At 64.9% G+C, this 17356-nt stretch carries 17 protein-coding genes; 6 read left to right on the top strand and 11 right to left on the bottom strand.

Annotated features, from left to right (window positions below; translation table 11 throughout):
• The first annotated feature begins 113 nt into the window (after window positions 1–113).
• The gene (locus ACXJMY_RS01370; RefSeq protein WP_456617516.1) at window positions 114–1325 is read left to right on the top strand and encodes a hypothetical protein; all 1212 of its coding nucleotides are present in this window, start codon (window positions 114–116) and stop codon (window positions 1323–1325) included.
• Window positions 1326–1523: 198 nt separating this feature from the next.
• Here ACXJMY_RS01370 and ACXJMY_RS01365 read toward each other — a convergent pair whose 3' ends face one another.
• Entirely contained in the window at window positions 1524–1922 is a 399-nt protein-coding gene (locus ACXJMY_RS01365) for an META domain-containing protein (protein WP_456617515.1), read from the bottom strand.
• A gap of 133 nt (window positions 1923–2055) precedes the next feature.
• Window positions 2056–3720 carry an L-lactate permease gene (locus ACXJMY_RS01360; protein WP_456617514.1) on the bottom strand — a complete coding sequence of 555 codons (1665 nt, stop codon included), beginning with the start codon at window positions 3718–3720 and terminating at the stop codon, window positions 2056–2058.
• A 312-nt stretch (window positions 3721–4032) separates the two neighbouring features.
• On the opposite strand from ACXJMY_RS01360, the gene ACXJMY_RS01355 reads away from it, so the two are divergent.
• Window positions 4033–5796 carry an ABC transporter ATP-binding protein/permease gene (locus ACXJMY_RS01355; protein ID WP_456617513.1) on the top strand — a complete coding sequence of 588 codons (1764 nt, stop codon included), beginning with the start codon at window positions 4033–4035 and terminating at the stop codon, window positions 5794–5796.
• Between the two features lie 343 nt (window positions 5797–6139).
• Here the strand turns inward: ACXJMY_RS01355 and ACXJMY_RS01350 are convergent, their stop codons facing one another.
• From ACXJMY_RS01350 to ACXJMY_RS01335, 4 genes are all read right to left on the bottom strand, one after another.
• Window positions 6140–7150 (bottom strand): TorF family putative porin, encoded by a 1011-nt coding sequence (locus ACXJMY_RS01350; protein ID WP_456617512.1) that lies wholly within the window; start codon window positions 7148–7150, stop codon window positions 6140–6142.
• Between the two features lie 433 nt (window positions 7151–7583).
• Window positions 7584–7961, bottom strand: a complete 378-nt coding sequence (locus tag ACXJMY_RS01345) for a histone (protein ID WP_456617511.1) — start codon at window positions 7959–7961, stop codon at window positions 7584–7586.
• Between the two features lie 44 nt (window positions 7962–8005).
• Window positions 8006–9352 (bottom strand): glycolate oxidase subunit GlcF, encoded by a 1347-nt coding sequence (glcF, locus tag ACXJMY_RS01340; RefSeq protein ID WP_456617510.1) that lies wholly within the window; start codon window positions 9350–9352, stop codon window positions 8006–8008.
• Window positions 9349–10587 carry an FAD-binding protein gene (locus ACXJMY_RS01335; protein WP_456617509.1) on the bottom strand — a complete coding sequence of 413 codons (1239 nt, stop codon included), beginning with the start codon at window positions 10585–10587 and terminating at the stop codon, window positions 9349–9351. The genes glcF and ACXJMY_RS01335 overlap by 4 nt, the downstream gene beginning before the upstream one ends.
• A 281-nt stretch (window positions 10588–10868) precedes the next feature.
• On the opposite strand from ACXJMY_RS01335, the gene ACXJMY_RS01330 reads away from it, so the two are divergent.
• Window positions 10869–11354, top strand: a complete 486-nt coding sequence (locus ACXJMY_RS01330) for a putative quinol monooxygenase (RefSeq protein WP_456617508.1) — start codon at window positions 10869–10871, stop codon at window positions 11352–11354.
• Between the two features lie 18 nt (window positions 11355–11372).
• Window positions 11373–12362, top strand: coding sequence for an alpha/beta hydrolase (locus tag ACXJMY_RS01325; RefSeq protein WP_456617507.1), 990 nt, complete (start codon window positions 11373–11375; stop codon window positions 12360–12362).
• Between the two features lie 18 nt (window positions 12363–12380).
• Here the strand turns inward: ACXJMY_RS01325 and ACXJMY_RS01320 are convergent, their stop codons facing one another.
• A complete protein-coding gene (locus ACXJMY_RS01320; protein ID WP_456617506.1) occupies window positions 12381–13874 on the bottom strand; it encodes an FAD-linked oxidase C-terminal domain-containing protein in 1494 nt (497 codons plus the stop codon).
• A gap of 257 nt (window positions 13875–14131) precedes the next feature.
• Between ACXJMY_RS01320 and cycA the strand changes: the two genes are divergently transcribed.
• A complete protein-coding gene (gene cycA, locus ACXJMY_RS01315; RefSeq protein ID WP_456617505.1) occupies window positions 14132–14527 on the top strand; it encodes a cytochrome c-550 CycA in 396 nt (131 codons plus the stop codon).
• Window positions 14528–14545: 18 nt separating this feature from the next.
• Here cycA and ACXJMY_RS01310 read toward each other — a convergent pair whose 3' ends face one another.
• Window positions 14546–15502: an alpha/beta fold hydrolase gene (locus tag ACXJMY_RS01310; protein ID WP_456617504.1), complete on the bottom strand. Its 957-nt coding sequence runs from the start codon at window positions 15500–15502 to the stop codon at window positions 14546–14548.
• A gap of 330 nt (window positions 15503–15832) precedes the next feature.
• Between ACXJMY_RS01310 and ACXJMY_RS01305 the strand changes: the two genes are divergently transcribed.
• Entirely contained in the window at window positions 15833–16015 is a 183-nt protein-coding gene (locus ACXJMY_RS01305) for a hypothetical protein (RefSeq protein ID WP_456617503.1), read from the top strand.
• 2 nt (window positions 16016–16017) lie between these two features.
• Here the strand turns inward: ACXJMY_RS01305 and ACXJMY_RS01300 are convergent, their stop codons facing one another.
• The 3 genes from ACXJMY_RS01300 to ykgO all read right to left on the bottom strand — a co-directional run bounded on the left by ACXJMY_RS01300 (window position 16018) and on the right by ykgO (window position 17355).
• Complete coding sequence (locus ACXJMY_RS01300; RefSeq protein WP_456617502.1) at window positions 16018–16278, bottom strand: hypothetical protein; 261 nt, start codon at window positions 16276–16278, stop codon at window positions 16018–16020.
• Window positions 16279–16479: 201 nt separating this feature from the next.
• Window positions 16480–17121: a tetratricopeptide repeat protein gene (locus ACXJMY_RS01295; protein WP_456617501.1), complete on the bottom strand. Its 642-nt coding sequence runs from the start codon at window positions 17119–17121 to the stop codon at window positions 16480–16482.
• Between the two features lie 108 nt (window positions 17122–17229).
• Window positions 17230–17355, bottom strand: a complete 126-nt coding sequence (gene ykgO / locus ACXJMY_RS01290) for a type B 50S ribosomal protein L36 (protein ID WP_006611362.1) — start codon at window positions 17353–17355, stop codon at window positions 17230–17232.
• Window position 17356 lies beyond the last annotated feature (1 nt).

Below are 17356 nucleotides of genomic sequence, written 5' to 3'. Positions count from 1 at the left end.
GGCGAGACGGGAACGAGTCGTCATCGCGCCTAGGTTATTGTTCGAGCATGATCTTTTCGGAAAACCGCGTCACACTTTTCCGGATCATGCTCCCTTGCTCGAGGATTTCGTCGATGCGCGCGCTTCTGGTTTGCTCCACGGCCCTTCTGGCGGCCTTGCTTGCGGTTTCGCCCGAGGTCGCATTCGCCCAGATGAAGCTGTCGCCGAAGGCCACGGCGCCGGGCGGAACCGAGACGCGCTATTTCACCTCGATCGACGGATTGATGGACGGCAATGCCGACGTGATCCTCAAGGAGACGCGCCAGGGCAAGACCGTGACGGCCGCGACGCTCGACGTCTGCTATCCCGTGGCAAAAAATTCCGACCGCAAGGACCGCTTCGTCGTCAACCTCCAGGTCGCGGGCCAGTCGCTGACGGGCACGACGCAGAGCCTCGGCGAGAAGGCGCCGGTCACCGTCAAGCTGTTGCGCAAGCCGACCGGAGACACTTTCGAATTCCGCGGCCAGATCGGCATCGGCCAGGCCGTGACCGAAGTCACCTCGCCCGATAATTCCGATCTCAGCGAGAGGGAATTTCTGGACAACCAGACCTCCGACGACGGCATCACGCCGCAGCCGAAGGATTTCACCGACGTCTCGCCGGAAGCGATCGCGGTCAAGGTCAAGCTGGAGGCCGCGACCGAGTTCCTGAAGAGCCTGAAGGGCCAGGACGTCGAGGTGGCGCTGGCAAGCCTCACCGTCGGCTGCGATGCGCTGCGCGCCGGCGAGCAGACCATCAACATGTCGGTCGATCCGGAACGCGCAGGCGCCCTGCTCGCAAAATTCAAGGCGATGCCGGGCGTCACCGCCGCGGGCTGGACCGCGGGCATGACCGAGATGGACCGCACCATCCGCATCCCCGCCGCCGACTGGCGCGACGGCGACAGGATCAACCGCGACAAGCTCGCGACCGCGGTTGCGGGCGTGCTGAGCAGGACGCTCGCGGCAAAGCCGGTCTCGCAAAGCTTCAACCCGGCCACCGGCAAGCTCAAGCTGGTGTTCAAGCGGCCGAACCAGGATTTCCCGGCGCTCGAGCTCACCGACACGATCGAGGTCGCGGGCCTGGTCTCGCCCGACAAGCCCGGCACGACCGACAAGCTCATGCTCTGGATCGGCAGCCCCGCGACCACGACCAGCGATGAGAGCAGCGGGGCCAAGCTCAATCTCTCGGACGAAGCTTCGGCCGACGAGGAAGGCGATCAGCCCGACGACAACGGCTCGGTCGAGGCGCTCGTCAAGGAGCTGAAGGGCCAGCGCTGGGACGCCGACAAGTCGGTGTGGAAGTAACCAACGCACCAACTCTCGGTCATCGCCCGGCTTGCCGTCTTCGCTAAAGCTTCGCCGGCCGAGCACCCTCGTGGCCCGGCGTAGCCTTGGCGGAGCCGGGACCGGGCGATCCAGTATTCCGAGACGGTTGCGATTGAATAGAGGCGCCGCGGCGTACTGGGTGCCCCGGTCAAGCCGGGGCACGACAGCGAGCGCGATCTAATTCCCGTTGACGCGGAAGCGCAGCGGCTTGGGGCCGAGCAGCGTGAGCACGTCGCCCTGGCGCTTCCAGGTCTCGACGCTGCCCAGCGCCGCGACGAGATCGTCATCGGCCTGGGCCCGCGCCGGCGGGCAGGAGCGGTCCTGGATCTGGCCGGGAACGAAGATCACGGTGTTGCCGGCCACCGAGAACTGGCCCTTGCCGCCCTTGCACCAGAGCTCCAGCACGACCTCGCCATTGTCGCCGATCTCGATGTTCGGAATCCGCTTCGAGCCGGGCTGCGGCAGCGCCTCGAGCGTCATCTCGGTGCCGAAGGGGAAGCCGTCTTCGGCACGCGCGACAGGAGACATCGCGAGCATTGCAACCGCCACACACACCATCTGCTTGAGCGAAACCATGAAACCTCTCGACCGACCTGATTTGCCGCACCTTCTATAAGACGGCAGCGCCATTGAGAAGGTTCGCCCGCGGCGGACGCAAAAATCCCCGCGAGGGTGAACCTCGCGGGGATTTGCGTTGAAGTGGGGCCTGCTACTTCAGCACCATCGCCGTGAACGGCCAGACATAGGCCTGCAACGTCACGAGCACGCCGACGAGGCAGGCGAGCACGATCGAGTGCCAGAACACGAAGCGCAGGATCGTGCCTTCGTGGCCGTACCAATTGGTCGCGGTCGACGCGACCACGATCGATTGCGCGTCGATCATCTTGCCCATCACGCCGCCGGAGGAGTTCGCCGCGCCCATCAGGATCGGCGAGAGGCCGAGCTGCTCGGAGGTGATCTTCTGCAGGTTGCCGAACAGCACGTTGGAGGCGGTGTCCGATCCCGTCAGCGCCACGCCGAGCCAGCCGAGCAGCGTGCCGAAGAAGGGATACAGCACGCCGGTCGCGGCGAAGGCGAGGCCGAGCGTGGCGTCGACGCCGGACAGGCGCGTCAGCGTGCCGATCGCGAGCATCGCCGAGATCGTGATCAGCGAGATCGCGCACAGCCGGATGGTGCGGCCATACTGGATCAACAGCTTGCCGGGACCGACGCCCATCAGGATACCGGAGATGATCGCCGCGATCAGCATGCCCGTGCCGGTGAAGGACAGGTAGGTGAAGCTGAACACCGCGCTCTCCTTGGTCGGCCCTGGGGCGACCGGCGGCATCTTGTTGATCATCTGGTGCAGCTCGGGCACGGGATAGTTCCAGGTGAAGATCGAGTTCGCCCAGGTCTTGAAGCCGCCATTGCCCCAGACCAGCATCACGATGCAGACCATGATCCACGGCAGCAGCGCGCTGAAGAGCTCGCTTTGCGTCAGCGGCGTCTTGTCCATCGGCTTTGCCGCGGCCATGGTGGCGGCCGATTCATCGCGGCCGCGCAGCGCCGGCGACAGCCAGAGCTGCCTGGGCTGCCAGACCTTCAGGAACAGGATCAGCGCGCCCATCGAGATCAGCGACGCGCCGATGTCGACGATCCACGGATTGATGAAGTTCGAGATCACGAATTGCGGGATCGCGAACGACACGCCGGTGACCAGGATCGCAGGCCAGACGTCCTTCATGCCCTTCCAGCCCGCGAACGCCCACACCACCCAGAACGGCACGATGAGCGAGAAGAACGGCAGCTGCCGTCCGACCATCGCGCCGAGGATGTAGGGATCGAGCCCGGTGACCGAGGCAAGGCCCTGGATCGGCGTGCCCAGCGCGCCATAGGCGACCGGCGCGGTGTTGGCGATCAGCGACAGGCCGCTAGCCGCGAGCGGCGAGAAGCCGAGCCCGATCAGCACGGCGCCGGTAATCGCGACCGGCGTGCCGAAGCCGGAAGCGCCCTCGAAGAAGGCACCGAACGAGAACGCGATCAGCAGCAATTGCAGGCGGCGGTCTTCGGTGACCCCGCCCACCGCACGCTTCAAGAGCTCGAAGCGTCCGGTGGTCACCGTCACCTGGTAGAGGAAGATGACATTGAGAACGATCCAGCCGATCGGGAAGAAGCCGGTGACGATGCCCAGCACCGAGGCGCGGATCGACATGTTCGCCGGCATGGTGAAGACGAAGATCGTGATCAGGTTGGCCACGATCACGGCGATGACGGCCGCGATATGGGCCTGGACGCGGCCGCTCGCAATCAGGACCAGCAGCGTGACGACGGGTACTGCCGCCGCGATCGTCGACAGCACGGCGCTGTGCAGCGGGTCATAGACTTGATTCCACATGGTCTTCCTCCCCACGCATGTGTAAGGCAGGCGGCCCGCGTGGACAGCCGATCCCTGCTTGACGCTGAGGCGATAACCCCCGAGTTGGACGCGAATTCCTCGCGAATGTAGCGGTTCCCGTCCGCTCACAAGCTCGCGAAATCCCGGAGGCCCCCACCCCGCGCCGTTGTGCCCATGCTAGGGTTGCAAGGGCGGACAAGCCAACGCAAATTGCAGAATTTGCGACTTTAGTCTAAGCGCACTGATTTTCGCCGTTGTCTCAAGCGTTTGGCTTCAGGCATTTGCGCATACCCCCGCAGGAGATCCAGCTCTGTGAAGAACATCCGCGCCACGCTCGCGATTGTCTGGCGAATCGCCGTCCCCTATTTCCGATCGGAAGACAAATGGGCCGGCCGCGGCCTACTCGCCGCTGTCATCGCGATCGAGCTGGCCCTGGTCGCGATCGACGTGCTGGTGAACCAGTGGCAGAACCGGTTCTACAGCTCGCTCCAGACAAGTGACTGGGACACTTTTGTCAGGGAGATCTGGATCTTCATCGCCCTTGCCTTCACCGCAATCGCGCTGGCCGTCTACAAGCTCTACCTGAACCAGTGGCTCCAGATCCGCTGGCGGCAGTGGCTGACCAAACACTATCTCGGCGAATGGCTCGACGGCTCCACGCATTACCGCATGCAGCTCAAGGGCGACGCCGCCGACAACCCGGACCAGCGCATCACCGACGACGTCAAGAACTTCGTCGAGCAGACCCTGGTCATCGGGCTCGGACTGCTCTCGTCGGTCGTGACGCTGTTCTCGTTCGTGATCATCCTCTGGGGCCTCTCCAACGCCGCGCCGCTGCACCTGTTCGGCGCCGACATCATGATCCCCGGCTATCTGTGCTGGATTGCGCTGATCTACGCGATCTTCGGCACCGCGCTGACGCACTGGATCGGCACGCCGCTGGTCAACCTCAATTTCGAGCAGCAGCGCTACGAGGCAGATTTCCGCTTCAACCTGGTCCGGGTGCGCGAGAACTCCGAGCAGATCGCACTGTTGAAGGGCGAAGGCGCCGAACGCAGCCGTCTGCTGGATCGGTTCGGCTTCGTGATCGGCAATTGGTACGCGATCATGGGCCGGACCAAGCGCCTCACCGCCTTCACGGCGAGCTATCAGCAGGCTGCCGTGATCTTTCCCTACGTGCTGGTGGCGCCGGCGTTCTTCGCCAAGAAGATCCAGCTCGGCGACATGATGCAGACGGCGTCCGCCTTCTCGAGCGTGCAGGGTGCGCTGTCGTTCTTCGTCGTGGCCTATCGATCGCTTGCGGAATGGCGCGCCATCGTCGCGCGTCTGGACGGCTTCGAGATGTCGGTCGAGTCGGCCGTAAACCTGCCGGCGCATGAGCCGGCGATCACCCTCAGCGCGGCGGGCGGCAACCGCAGTATCGGCCTCGAGCAGCTCTGCGTGAACCTGCCAAACGGCACGCCGCTGGTCGCTGCCGACGCGTTTGCCGTCCAGGCACCGGAACGCGTGCTGGTGACCGGGCCGTCGGGCTCGGGCAAGTCGACGCTGTTCCGTGCCATCGCCGGCATCTGGCCGTTCGGCACCGGCACCATCTTCATCCCCGAGAAGGCGAAGCTGATGATGCTGCCGCAGCGCCCCTATTTCCCGGTCGGACTGCTGCGCGACTCCGTGGTCTACCCGGCCGCTCCGGGCGCATTCGAGACCGCACGGATCCGGGACGCGCTGATCGCGGTCGGGCTGCCTGATCTCGCCGAGCGGCTCGAGGAGGACGGCCACTGGAACCGGATGCTGTCGCTCGGCGAGCAGCAGCGCCTGGGGCTTGCCCGCGCGCTGCTGCATGGGCCGGACTATCTGTTCCTGGACGAGGCCACCGCCTCGCTGGACGAGCCGTCCGAGGCCCGGCTCTACCGGCTGCTGGTGGAGAAGCTGCCGCAGGCCACGATCGTCTCGATCGGGCACCGCTCGACGCTCGACGCCTTCCACACCCGCAAAATGGCGATGGTGGAGCACGGTGACATTCACGTTCTCGGCGATGCCGGCAAGCCGGCCGCGGCGGAGCCAAGCGCGGCACGCTGAGAGGCGCCCCTCGCCGACTATCGCGTCGAAAGAACCGGGTGGGCGGCTTCCGGCCCTCGGGACGCCGCAGCCCCAACTCGGGCCTCGTCATGGCGAGGAGCTCTTGCGACGAAGCAATCCAGACTGCCTCCGCGGCGGCATTTCTGGATTGCTTCGCTGCGCTCGCAAGGACGGAGTCCAGGGCGTAAGCGCCGCTCTCCCGGCTCACATTTCAAGCCGCAGGGGCACCTTTGTAATCTCGTGGCCAGCCTCGCCCCCGAGGTCGACCCCGCCTCACCTCTCCCCAAAGCAAAAGGGCGGCAGATCGCTCTGCCGCCCTCGTCAAGTCGTTCCGGGAAGAAACTTACTTCAGGTTGCTCATCGCCGTCAGGTCGAACGAGAGCTTGGCGACGCCAGCCGCGCTGCACCAGTTGGAGCCGAAGCCACCCGGGTTGACGGCGGTGAAGCTGCCGTCAAACTTCGCGGTGAAGTCGCTGGTGAAGGCGTTGCAGTCGCCCTTCTTCAGGTCGGTGTCGTAGTAGCGCAGGTCGAGCGTGAACACCTTGTAGGTGAAGCCGACGCCGACGTTCCAGGTGTTGTAGCTCGGCTCCTTGATGCCGTTCGCGTAAACCGGATCGCCCGCGATGCCGTAGAAGATGTCGGAGGTGCCGAGCCACTGGCGGCCGAATTCACCCGACACATACATGCCGACGCCGCTGGCGCCGAAGGTCGTGCTCGGTGCGGTCCACTTCGCGGTGATCGAAGCGTAGTTGCCCCAGGCGCCGAGGTTCAGGAAGTTCGGCGAATAGTACTCGTTGAAACCAACCACCCACTGGTCGTTGATGTTGATGTTCAACTTGGCATAGGCTTCGAAGAAGCTCGCGTCCTTCTTGGCAAAGTTGCCGTTGATCGGAAGGCCGATGGCGCCCTGCGAGTAGTCGATGTCGGTGCCGCAATTGCCCTGGGCGAGCGTGCCCTGCGAGCCGAAGCAGCTTCCGCCCGGATAGAGGTAACCCCAGACACCGAAGTCGAAGGCGAACATGCCGAAGGTCGGGCGGATACCGCCGTAGATATCAACTTCGGCCGCGGCGCGGTTCGGGAACGAGATGCTCTCCGCGGACGCACCGATGTAGAGCTGGAGGTCCTTGTTGACATTGTAGCGCGGCTCGAAATAGGCGGCCACCGACGGCTTGTGGTTCGACTGGGTGACACCGCGGAAGATGTAATCGCTCATGATGCCGCCACCGAAGGCGATATCCCAGGGATCAAAGGCGGGCGGCGGCGGGGCCTTCAAAGCCTTGACCGGCATGTCTGCCGCGAAAGCCGAACCCGTCACCAATGCCAGCGCCGTTGCCAACAAAGCCACTTTTTTCATTTCGATCCCCATCACCAGTTCTCAGACCCCAGTCGGATCCCGGAAGCCCCCCGGGGCAAACGACCTGACTGCAAAATTACGTAACTGCGACAATCTGGAGGGAGGGATGCAAACCGTGAAGCAAAAAACGCGGGCATCTGCCGACTTTTTAGGCGTTCTGACGATTCCGCGAAAGGTTGTCACCATGTGTTGCTTCCCGATCACATTATTTTGCCTTCCAAAGTGCACAGAGGCACCGTGGTAGGTACGGGTTCGGGAGATCGTGGCGCCCGCGCTACGAATCGGACCGGGGGCAAGGCTTGGAGCAAAGCTTGGTAGCCGGTCGACAAGACCCTGGCGGCTGCCCGAGATGCCTGCGGCGATGCAAAAAGGCCGCAGCGTCGCCGCCACGGCCTTTCTGGTTGCAGTCGTTCTGGAGGATGCCGGAGGGGGCCTAGCCCTGCCCTTCGGCCGGCGCCGGGTCCGCGGCGGACGAAGGCATCGCCCAGCTCGTTTCCGGTGCAGGCGAAGCAGCGGCCGCCGGAGCATCCATCGGAGCCGGCGCTGGTTTCGCCTTGACCGCGCTCTTCTTGGGCGCCGCCTTCTTGGCGGCCTTCTTTGCAGTCTGCTTTACAGCCTTCTTGGCGGCCTTCTTCGGCGCGGCCTTCTTGGCCGATTTCTTTGCAGACTTCTTCGCGGATTTTTTCGCTGATTTCTTCGCGGATTTCTTGGCGGCCTTCTTCGTCGCCTTCTTCGCGGTCTTCTTCTTCGCCGCTACGGTCTTCTTGGCCTTCTTTGCCTTCTTGCTTTTCTTCTTCTTCGCTTTCGCCATCGTGGTCCTCCTGTTGCCGCCAGACAATGGTCGATCGGGCGCCTTCAGCCGTCACCTCCGGATGCGGCGCCGCTCGACGAATTCAATGCCGGCCGCGAACCGCCCGTAGCCCAATCGAGAAGCTCAATCGTGTGCACGACCGGAACTGACGTACCACTGGCAATCTGCACCATGCAGCCGATATTGCCCGCGGCGATCATGTCCGGCTTGACGCTCGCGATGTTGGCGACCTTGCGATCGCGCAACCTGCCCGCAAGGTCGGGCTGGAGAATGTTGTAGGTCCCCGCCGAACCGCAACACAAATGGCTCTCGGGGACATCTTTCACCACGAATCCATTCTTGGAAAGCAATTCTTTCGGAAGCGCCGTGATTTTCTGGCCATGCTGCAACGAACAAGCGGAGTGATAGGCGACGACGATGTTGTCCTGTCGCGCGGGCGACGCGAGTCCAAGACCGGCGACGTATTCGGTGATGTCCTTGGCGAGTGCGGAGACACGCGCCGCATCGGCTGCGAACGCGCGATCCTCGCGCAGCAGATAGCCGTAGTCCTTGATGACCGTACCGCAGCCGGAGGCCGTCACCAGAATGGCGTCGAGCCCCTCGCCTGCGGCCTCCGCCCGCCACGCCGCGACATTGGCGCGGGCGCGCGCGAGCGCATCGTCGTCGTGGCCGAGGTGATGGGTCAAGGCGCCGCAACACTGCTCGTCCTTGACCAGCACGACCTCGATGCCGTGGCGGGTGAGAAGGTTGATCGCGGCCTGGTTGATGCGCGGCGCCAGCACCTGCTGGGCGCAGCCCTGAAGCAGCGCGACCCGGCCCCGCTTCTTGCCCAGTGCCGCGAACACGCTGCCCGCGGCGGGGCCCGGCGCGGGCAGGCGGCTCGGGGCAAGGGCGAGCATTGCCTTGATACGCTGGATCAGGCCGGGCGTGGCCGACGGCCGCGGCGTCGGCAGGAACACGGCAAGGGGCCGCGCCAGCCGCGCCAACCGCATGCTGGCGCGGAAGCGCCGCGGGTCCGGCAGGACGAAGGCCAGCACCTGGCGCAGCAGCCGCTCGGCCAGCGGCCGCCGATAGCGCTGCTCGATCCTGACCCGGGCCTGGTCGACGAGGTGCATGTAGTTCACCCCTGAGGGGCAGGTGGTCATGCAGGCAAGGCACGACAGGCAGCGATCGACGTGCTTGACCACCTCCGCCGTCGGCGCCTGGTCCTTCTCCAGCATCTCCTTGATCAGATAGATGCGGCCGCGGGGGCTATCGAGCTCGTCGCCGAGCAGCACATAGGTCGGACAGGTTGCGGTGCAGAAGCCGCAATGGACGCAGGCGCGCAGGATCTTGTCGGCTTGCGCAATGTCGGGATCGGCGAGCTGCGCGAGTGAGAATTCGGTCTTCATGCCGCAGCGCCCCGCGTCAGCCGGCCCCGGTTGAGAATGGTCTTCGGATCGAAGCTGGCGCGCACCCGGTCGCTCAGGGCGGCGACGCCCGGGGCTTGCGGATGGAACACATCGACACTGCGCCTGACGTCCTCGGCCGCCCGGATCAGCGTGGCGTGGCCGCCGACGGCATTTGCGCGCTGGCGCACGGCTGGCGCATGCGCATCGGGCTTCGGCGGCAGCGCCGCCCAGATCAACCCGCCGCCCCAATCGTAGATCACGTCGCCGCCAGTCTCGCGCGCCAATTGCGTGCCGAGCGCCGCCCCTGACGCCGGCGGGCAGACGATCCGCCACACCGGCCAGGCGCCGAGCGCGCCGCTGGCCGCGAACGGCAGGACGTCGCGGATGGTGGCCCACAGCACGGAGGACGCCGCGTCCTCGATCAGGGTCGCGGTTCCAAACGGCGCCAGCAGCTCCCGCAGCGAGCCGGCGCGATGGGCGGCGGAAGCCGTGATGCCCTCGAGCCGCAACACGGTCAACGCCTCGCTTTGGCTTGCGATGTCGCCGAGCCCTTCCATCTTGCCCCGGAACGCCGATTTCGGCAGATGTGCGGCGGCGGAGACGTCGAAGGGCGAGCCGAGCGCCGCGGTCATGGCCTTGTTGGCCGCGGCATCGTCCAGCCCGCGGAGCAGCAGCGTCCGCTCGGCTTCCGGCTTTGGCATCACCTTGAGCGTGACCTCGGTCATCACCGACAGCGTGCCCCAGGACCCCGCCAGCAGCTTGCAGAGATCGTAGCCGGTGACGTTCTTCACCACCTTGCCGCCGGTCTTGAAGCTGTCGCCGAAGCCGGACACGGCGTGTGCGCCCAGCAGATGGTCGCGCGCCCCGCCCGCCTTGATGCGACGCGGCCCGGCGAGGCCAGCCGCGATCATGCCGCCGATGGTTCCGAGCACCGGCGTGCCCAGCAGCGGCGCCGTGTTGATCGGCTCGAAGGCGAATTGCTGGTTCTTGGAATCGATCAGCGACAGCACGTCGGCCAGCGGCGCGCCGGCCTGGAGCGTGACGATCAATTCGTTGGGTTCGTAGGCGGTCACCGCGCTCAGCACGGAGAGGTCGAGCATGGCGTTGGTCGCCATCGCATGGCCAATGCTGCGCTTGCTGCCATGGCCGATGATCTCGAGCGGCTGCTCGTTGGCAATCGCCGCGCGCACCACCTCTTCGACGTCTTTGGCGTCTCTGACCCTGAGCGTATCCACCCTTGTAGCGGGTAACGAAATTCCGCACCGAAATCAAATGCCGCGTGGTGCCGGCCCGCCCGCCACCTGCATGCGCCCGTCCATCAGCCGCGACAGGGGCATTGCGGCTCCGCCGTCTGACGAAAATCCATCACGCCAGCTGCACGGACCCCACTGCGACGTTTCGATCGAAATCGAAGCGTTCACGACATCGACACTTCGACGAGCGGCGAACCAAAGCCGCCGGGCCGTCGCTACAAATCTGCGCCGATCGCGATCGAGACCAACCGATGGAGACAGACATGCGATCGACACATGAGCGGCCGGTGCCGCGCACCCACGAAGCGTTCAGCCGCAGGTCCGTCGTCCGGGCCTTCGGGGCCGTGCTGGCGATCTATCTCTCGCCATGGACGGCGGCGTCATCTCAAGCCCAGCAGCAAGGAGGAAGGACCATGAACCACTATGCCACACAGAAATCTCTCAGCGACGCCGTCGACGGCGGCGGCCTGCTCGTCGTCGCGCAATGGGAGGCGAAGCCGGGCGAGGCCGACAAGGTCGCCGCGATCCTCGACCGCTTCCTGCCGGAGGCGCAGCGCGAGAACGGCGTCAAGCTGTTCCTGATCTCGCGCGCAAAGGACAATCCGGCCCAGTTCCTGTTCTACGAACTGTTCCGCGACGAGGCGGCCTTCAAGGAGCACCAGGAGAGCGCCCATTTCAAGACCTACATCGCCGGCGAAGCGCTGCCGCTGCTCGCAAGGCGCGAGCGGGCGCAATACGCGCTGCTGTAGCCGTCACAGGCGCTTGCCATGAAAGAGCGGCCGGCCTCGCCCCTCCTCGATCCGCGCGAACAGCATTTTCGCATCCCCGGTCCACGCAAGGATCTGTCGCTTTTTCTGCGGTTCCTGCCCGCAGACAGCAAGCCCGCGCAGCCACCTCGCGCCGTGCTCTACGTCCACGGCGCGACCTTTCCTTCCGCGCTTTCGATTGCGCATCGATTTGACGGCACGTCCTGGCGCGACGCACTTTGCGAGGCAGGCTTCGATGTCTGGGGACTGGACTTCTACGGCTACGGTGAATCCGACCGTTATCCGGAGATGGACAAGCCGCCTTTCGAAAGCCCTCCGCTTTGCGCCGCGCAGGATGCTGCGGAGCAGCTCGCGGCGGCCGTAGCGTTCATCCTCGACCGCCAGGACATCGAGAAACTGTCACTGATCGCACACTCCTGGGGCTCAATGCCGGCGAGCCTGTTTGCCGGAATGCAGCCGGCGCTGGTTGATCGCCTCGTGCTGTTCGCGCCTATCGGCCGGCGCGATGCGCAAAGCGTCGAAGCAACGCCGGACTTGTCCGCCTGGCGCATTGTCACGTCCGAGGAGCAGTGGAACCGTTTCATCGAGGATGTCCCGGCGCGCGAGCCCGCCGTGCTGTCTCGCGTGCACTTCGACGCGTGGAGCAGGCTCTATCTCGACAGCGATCCGGAAAGCCGCACCCGCAATCCGGCCAGCGTCAAGGTCCCCATGGGTCCGGCCAGCGACATCGGCAAGGCCTGGCGCGGCCAGCTCGCCTATGACCCGGCGAAGATCCGCTCTCCGGTCGCCATCATCCGCGGCGAATGGGACAGCTTGCTGCCGGATGCGGACGCACAATGGCTGTTCCACAGCTTCAGCGGATCACCCAGCAGGCGCGACATCAAGATCGGTCGCGGCACGCATTTGCTGCACTTCGAGGTCATGAGGTCGGCGCTCTGGCGCGAGAGCATCAACTTCCTGCTCCACGATGATATCGCGCAGCCCCTCTGAGCCCGGCCAGGGCAGGCCTCAAAACCGCGGAATGTCCGGAAACGCCAGCTTGCCGGCGTGGACATGCATGCGGCCGAGCTCGGCGCAGCGGTGCAGGGTCGGAAACACTTTTCCGGGATTGAGCAGGCCCTGCGCATCGAAGGCGCATTTCAGCCGCTGCTGCTGGTTGAGGTCTACTTCCGAAAACATCTCCGGCATCAGGTCGCGCTTCTCGATGCCGACGCCGTGCTCGCCGGTGAGCACGCCGCCGAACTCGACGCAGGCGCGCAGGATGTCGGCGCCGAACGCCTCCGCACGCTCGATCTCGCCGGGCTTGTTGGCATCGTAGAGGATCAGCGGATGCAGATTGCCGTCGCCGGCGTGGAACACGTTGGCACAGCCGAGTTGGTATTTTTCGCCGAGCTCGCGGATGCGCGCGAGCGCCTTCGGTAGCGCGCCGCGCGGGATGGTGCCGTCCATGCAGAGATAGTCCGGCGAGATGCGGCCGACGGCCGGGAACGCCGCCTTGCGGCCGGCCCAGAACAGGTTGCGTTCGGCCTCCGAGGTCGAGATCTGGCAGGTGGTGGAGCCGCAGCCATTGGCGATCGTCTCGACGCGCGTGATCAGCTCGTCGACCTCGATCTTGGGACCGTCGAGCTCAATGATGAGCAGCGCCTCGACATCGAGCGGATAGCCGGCATGGACGAAGGCTTCCGCGGCATGGATCGCCGGCTTGTCCATCATCTCCATGCCGCCGGGAATGATGCCGGCGCCGATGATGCGCGCCACGCATTCGCCGGCGGCCTCGACCTCTGCGAAGCCGACCATCAGCGCGCGCGCCGTCTCCGGCTTCTGCAGGATGCGCACCGTGATCTCGGTGATGACGCCGAGCAGGCCTTCGGAGCCGGTGATGACGCCCATCAGATCGTAGCCGGAATTTTCCGCCGACTTGCCGCCGATGCGCAGGATCTCGCCGCTCATCAGTACGATCTCGCAGCCGAGCACGTTGTTGGTGGTCATGCCGTATTTCAGGCAGTGCACGCCGCCGGAATTTTCCGCGACATTGCCGCCGATCGAGCAGGCGATCTGCGACGACGGATCGGGCGCATAGTAGAAGCCGGCATGCGCGACCGCCTGGCTGATCGCGAGATTGGTGACGCCGGGTTCGGTGACGACGGCGCGGTTGTCGAAATCGATCTCGCGGATGCGCTTGAACTTGCCGAGCCCCAAGAGCACGCCGTCCTCGAGCGGCAGCGCGCCGCCGGACAGCGAGGTGCCGGAGCCGCGCGGCACCACCTTGATGCCGTGGGCGGCACAATATTTCAGGACCAGCGAGACCTGCTCGGTCGTATCGGGCAGCACCACGACCATCGGCGGCTGTCGATAGGCCGTGAGCCCGTCGGATTCATAGGCCCGCATCTCGGCGGCGCTGTCGATCACGCCTTCGCCGGGCACGATTGCGCGCAATGCAGCCACGATCTCGGCGCGGCGCGCGAGCACCGCTTGGTCGGCTGCGGGCATCATGATGGCCATTGGATGTTCCTTCCGGCTCCGCGCCGCACGATCGATTTATCACGACAAATCAACCACGTCAGCGGTGGTTTGGGTAGGCCATCCGAAAGTCGGAACGGCAATTGCGGACCAAGTTCGCTCTGGGACAAGTCGGAAATCGTGAAACCTGTCATGGTTTCGTGGCTTGTCCAAGCCGAGCGGGCCATGCCAAAACCGGCAAGGCCCGACGATCGCCGACCAGACATGAGACCCACCAGGGAAGAGACGAAGAGCACCCGATGAAAAAACTGACTTTTGGCGCACTGATGACCCTCACCGTGACTGCCACTGCATCCGCCGCGATGGCGCAGGATGTCGCGGCCGGCAAATCGTCGTTCAACAAATGCCTGGCCTGCCACGCAATCGGCGAAGGCGCCAAGAACAAGGTCGGCCCCGAACTCAACGGCCTCGACGGACGCAAGTCGGGCACCGCGCCGGACTACAATTACTCGGACGCGAACAAGAATTCCGGCATCACCTGGAACGAGGCCGTGTTCAAGGAATACATCAAGGACCCCAAGGCCAAGATCCCCGGCACCAAGATGGCATTCGCCGGCGTCAAGAACGAGACCGAGATCAACAATCTCTGGGCCTACGTCTCGCAGTTCGACAAGGACGGGAAAACCAAGCAGTAAGCGCGTGAGAGGCGGCCGCTAATCGGCGGCCGCCTGCACCGGGACGATCTCGCCGATCATCGTCTCGATTTCCGTCTTCACGAGATCCGGAACCGCGTTCTGCACCATGTGGCCGAGATCGGGCAGCACGATCAGCTTTGCATTCGGCACCATCGCCGCGAACGGGCGGGCGTGGATATTGGTCGACACGGTCTTGTCGGGCTCGCCGGCGATGATCACGACCGGCGCCTGGATCTCGCCGTAGCGCGGGGCTTGCGCGGCCACCGCCTCCTTCAGTGTCACCAGATCATAGGCATTGGCGATGAACTCGCGCGGGCGCAGGAGCAGCGGCGTCGCGGAGTCCTTGACGAAACCGTCCGGCATGAGCTGCGGCAGGAAGACGTTGCGCGCACCCGCCTCGGCAACGAAATACCCCAGCGGCAGCGTGACGGTGTAGGCGAGCAGCGGGCCGATCACCGGCATTGCGATGATCTCGTTGTAGCGGCCGACGCCGCCGCGCCAGGGATGCGTGACCGGCGCCAGCATGACGAGGCCGGCGACCCGGTTCGGATGATCGAGCGCCAGCCGCGCGCCAAGCGCCCCGCTCCAGGAATGCACGACGACGATCGCGCGCGCGATGCCGAGCTTGCCAAGCGCCTCATCGATCATCCGCGCCTGGATCTGCGGCGTCGAATCCTGCCGCCGCGCCCGCGTGCTCCAGCCATGGCCGGGACGATCGATCAGGATGACGCGATGGTTGTTGGCGAGGAGGTCGCCGAGCGGACGGCGCATTGCCTCGAGATTCGAGCTTGCGCCGTGCAGCATCACGATCGGCGGACCTGGCTCGCGCGGGCCGATATCGACGACGTGAAGGGTCGCGCCGTCGACCTCGATCATCCGGCCCTGCGGTGGAAAGGCGCGCTGCACGGCGACGACGCCGGCCTGCGTGACCAGCGCCAGCAGAACCAGCGCCGTCACGACTGACATCACGATCATGGAGAGAATCCGGGCGTTCCAGGGCACATGGCAGTTACGGGTTATGGCACGCGGCAGTTTCGGCCACCCGGCCCCGGCGCCTCCACCGAAAAAGCCGGGGCTGTGGATATGTGCATAATCTCAATCCGAAAAAATGCAATAAAATCAACGATATTATCTGCGGCGCGCAAGCTCCGGACCAGCTTCATGCAGTCGTCATCGCAGTTTCCATATAATCGCCACGGTCGGTTCCGCCATCTAGGCGCGGGTGGGCGCCGATCCTCCTCGCAGTCCAAGGGAATGCGGGAAAGACCGGCAGGATTTGTCCTGGTTTGAACCGGAGGATTTTCGATGAGTTTCCGATCGAACGACACTGCGATCGACGAGATCGTCGCAAGCTGCAACGGCGACCTGCGCGGTGCCGTGCGGGCGCTGCTCCTGATCAATGAGCATCTCGAGACCGAGCTTGCAAAACTCTATGCGGCCGCCGCCGATCAAGGCCTCGCCGAGCGCGGCGGCAGCGTCCTGCATTAAGCCTAGTTCGTGTCGTCCTGGTTCTTGTCGTCGTCGGGACCGATCGCGGGACAGGCACGGATGGTCGAGCGGGCAAGCTTGGCATCGGCCATGGATGTGTAGGGCCCGTCGCCGAACCAGATGTTCCCTATGATCACGGGATTGCTGGTCACGATGTCGCATTTGCCGGTGGCGCGGTTGCCGACCACCCAGAACAGACCGTCGGCGAGACTTGCCGTCCCCGACGCCAGCAGCAATGCAGCTGCAAAGATCGAACGCTTCATGGCTTTGCTCCTGCCATGCAGGTAGGCCTCCGGCCGTTCCGGCAATACCCCTCACAGCGCAAGGCATGCGATCGTGGTTAATCCGCGCGCGCCGCAATCGCTCAAGAAATGATCGAGTTATCCCTTATTGTTTGAGCACGATCTTTGCGGAACGCCGCGGCGCAGTTTGCGCTACGCGGCCCTTCGGGTCCGGATCGTGCTCTAGATGTCGCGGCCTTCGACCTTCTCGGTCAGGGACTTGACCTGGTCGGGGATCTTGTCGAGGTGCGGATTGACGGCGAGCGCCCTGCGGTAGGCCTCGAGCGCGCGCTTCTCGTCTCCGACTTCCTGCATGATCATGCCGAGGCCCGCGAGCGCGCCGAAATGGCGGGGTTCCCGGATCAGCACTTGCTGGATGTCGGCCAGCGAGCGGCCATAGTCGTTCTGCATGTAGTACAGCGTGGCGCGGCGGTTCCAGGCCTCGATGTAGTCGGGCCTGAGCTTGATGACCGAATCCAGCAGCTTGATCGCGACGTCGATCTTCTGTGCATCGACCGCGGTCTTGGCCCGCGACATCAACAGCGAGGCGGTGTCGCTCGGGGTCTGGATCCAGATCGCCCAGATCCGCGCCTCGACATGCTTGGCGCTGGCCTCGTCGGGCGCGGCCTTCAGTGCACCGAACAGGAAGTCCAGGTTCTTGCTGCGGTCGACCTTGGGCAGCTTGGCCGGCGCCTCGGGGAGCTTCTTCTGTTTGCCGGGCGGGCTCGGCGGCTCAATCTGCTGCGCCAGCGCCGGCGCGAGGCCGGCGGTTGCCAGAACGAGGGCCAGACACAGGGTGCGCGCGAAAAGGAATCTCACTGCCATGGGCAAAGTCTAGACGCGTAAAGCCGCCCTTGCAAAGCAAAGGCGGCGTCAAACTCGTGTGAGACCGTGGTCTTGCGGGGCGCGCGCGGGGCGTCCGGCAGGGCGAAATCAGCCCTGGCGAGCCTTGAAGCGGCGCTGCACCTTGTTGATCACATAGACCCGGCCCTTGCGGCGGACCAGGCGGTTGGCGCGGTGACGACCGCGCAGCGATTTCAGCGAGTTACGGACCTTCATG

The organism is Bradyrhizobium sp. P5_C12, from assembly GCF_054049735.1.
The sequence above is the reverse complement of the archived record's forward strand: the minus strand, read 5'-3'. Positions and strand labels throughout refer to the sequence as shown.

Bases quoted from the DNA above. Each gene is read 5' to 3' on its own strand.
- ACXJMY_RS01370 (WP_456617516.1), top strand. From the start codon at position 114: ATGCGCGCGCTTCTGGTTTGCTCCACGGCCCTTCTGGCGGCCTTGCTT.
- ACXJMY_RS01365 (WP_456617515.1), bottom strand. From the start codon at position 1,922: ATGGTTTCGCTCAAGCAGATGGTGTGTGTGGCGGTTGCAATGCTCGCG.
- ACXJMY_RS01360 (WP_456617514.1), bottom strand. From the start codon at position 3,720: ATGTGGAATCAAGTCTATGACCCGCTGCACAGCGCCGTGCTGTCGACG.
- ACXJMY_RS01350 (WP_456617512.1), bottom strand. From the start codon at position 7,150: ATGAAAAAAGTGGCTTTGTTGGCAACGGCGCTGGCATTGGTGACGGGT.
- ACXJMY_RS01345 (WP_456617511.1), bottom strand. From the start codon at position 7,961: ATGGCGAAAGCGAAGAAGAAGAAAAGCAAGAAGGCAAAGAAGGCCAAG.
- glcF (WP_456617510.1), bottom strand. From the start codon at position 9,352: ATGAAGACCGAATTCTCACTCGCGCAGCTCGCCGATCCCGACATTGCG.
- ACXJMY_RS01330 (WP_456617508.1), top strand. From the start codon at position 10,869: ATGCGATCGACACATGAGCGGCCGGTGCCGCGCACCCACGAAGCGTTC.
- ACXJMY_RS01325 (WP_456617507.1), top strand. From the start codon at position 11,373: ATGAAAGAGCGGCCGGCCTCGCCCCTCCTCGATCCGCGCGAACAGCAT.
- ACXJMY_RS01320 (WP_456617506.1), bottom strand. From the start codon at position 13,874: ATGGCCATCATGATGCCCGCAGCCGACCAAGCGGTGCTCGCGCGCCGC.
- cycA (WP_456617505.1), top strand. From the start codon at position 14,132: ATGAAAAAACTGACTTTTGGCGCACTGATGACCCTCACCGTGACTGCC.
- ACXJMY_RS01310 (WP_456617504.1), bottom strand. From the start codon at position 15,502: ATGATCGTGATGTCAGTCGTGACGGCGCTGGTTCTGCTGGCGCTGGTC.
- ACXJMY_RS01305 (WP_456617503.1), top strand. From the start codon at position 15,833: ATGAGTTTCCGATCGAACGACACTGCGATCGACGAGATCGTCGCAAGC.
- ACXJMY_RS01300 (WP_456617502.1), bottom strand. From the start codon at position 16,278: ATGAAGCGTTCGATCTTTGCAGCTGCATTGCTGCTGGCGTCGGGGACG.
- ACXJMY_RS01295 (WP_456617501.1), bottom strand. From the start codon at position 17,121: ATGGCAGTGAGATTCCTTTTCGCGCGCACCCTGTGTCTGGCCCTCGTT.
- ykgO (WP_006611362.1), bottom strand. From the start codon at position 17,355: ATGAAGGTCCGTAACTCGCTGAAATCGCTGCGCGGTCGTCACCGCGCC.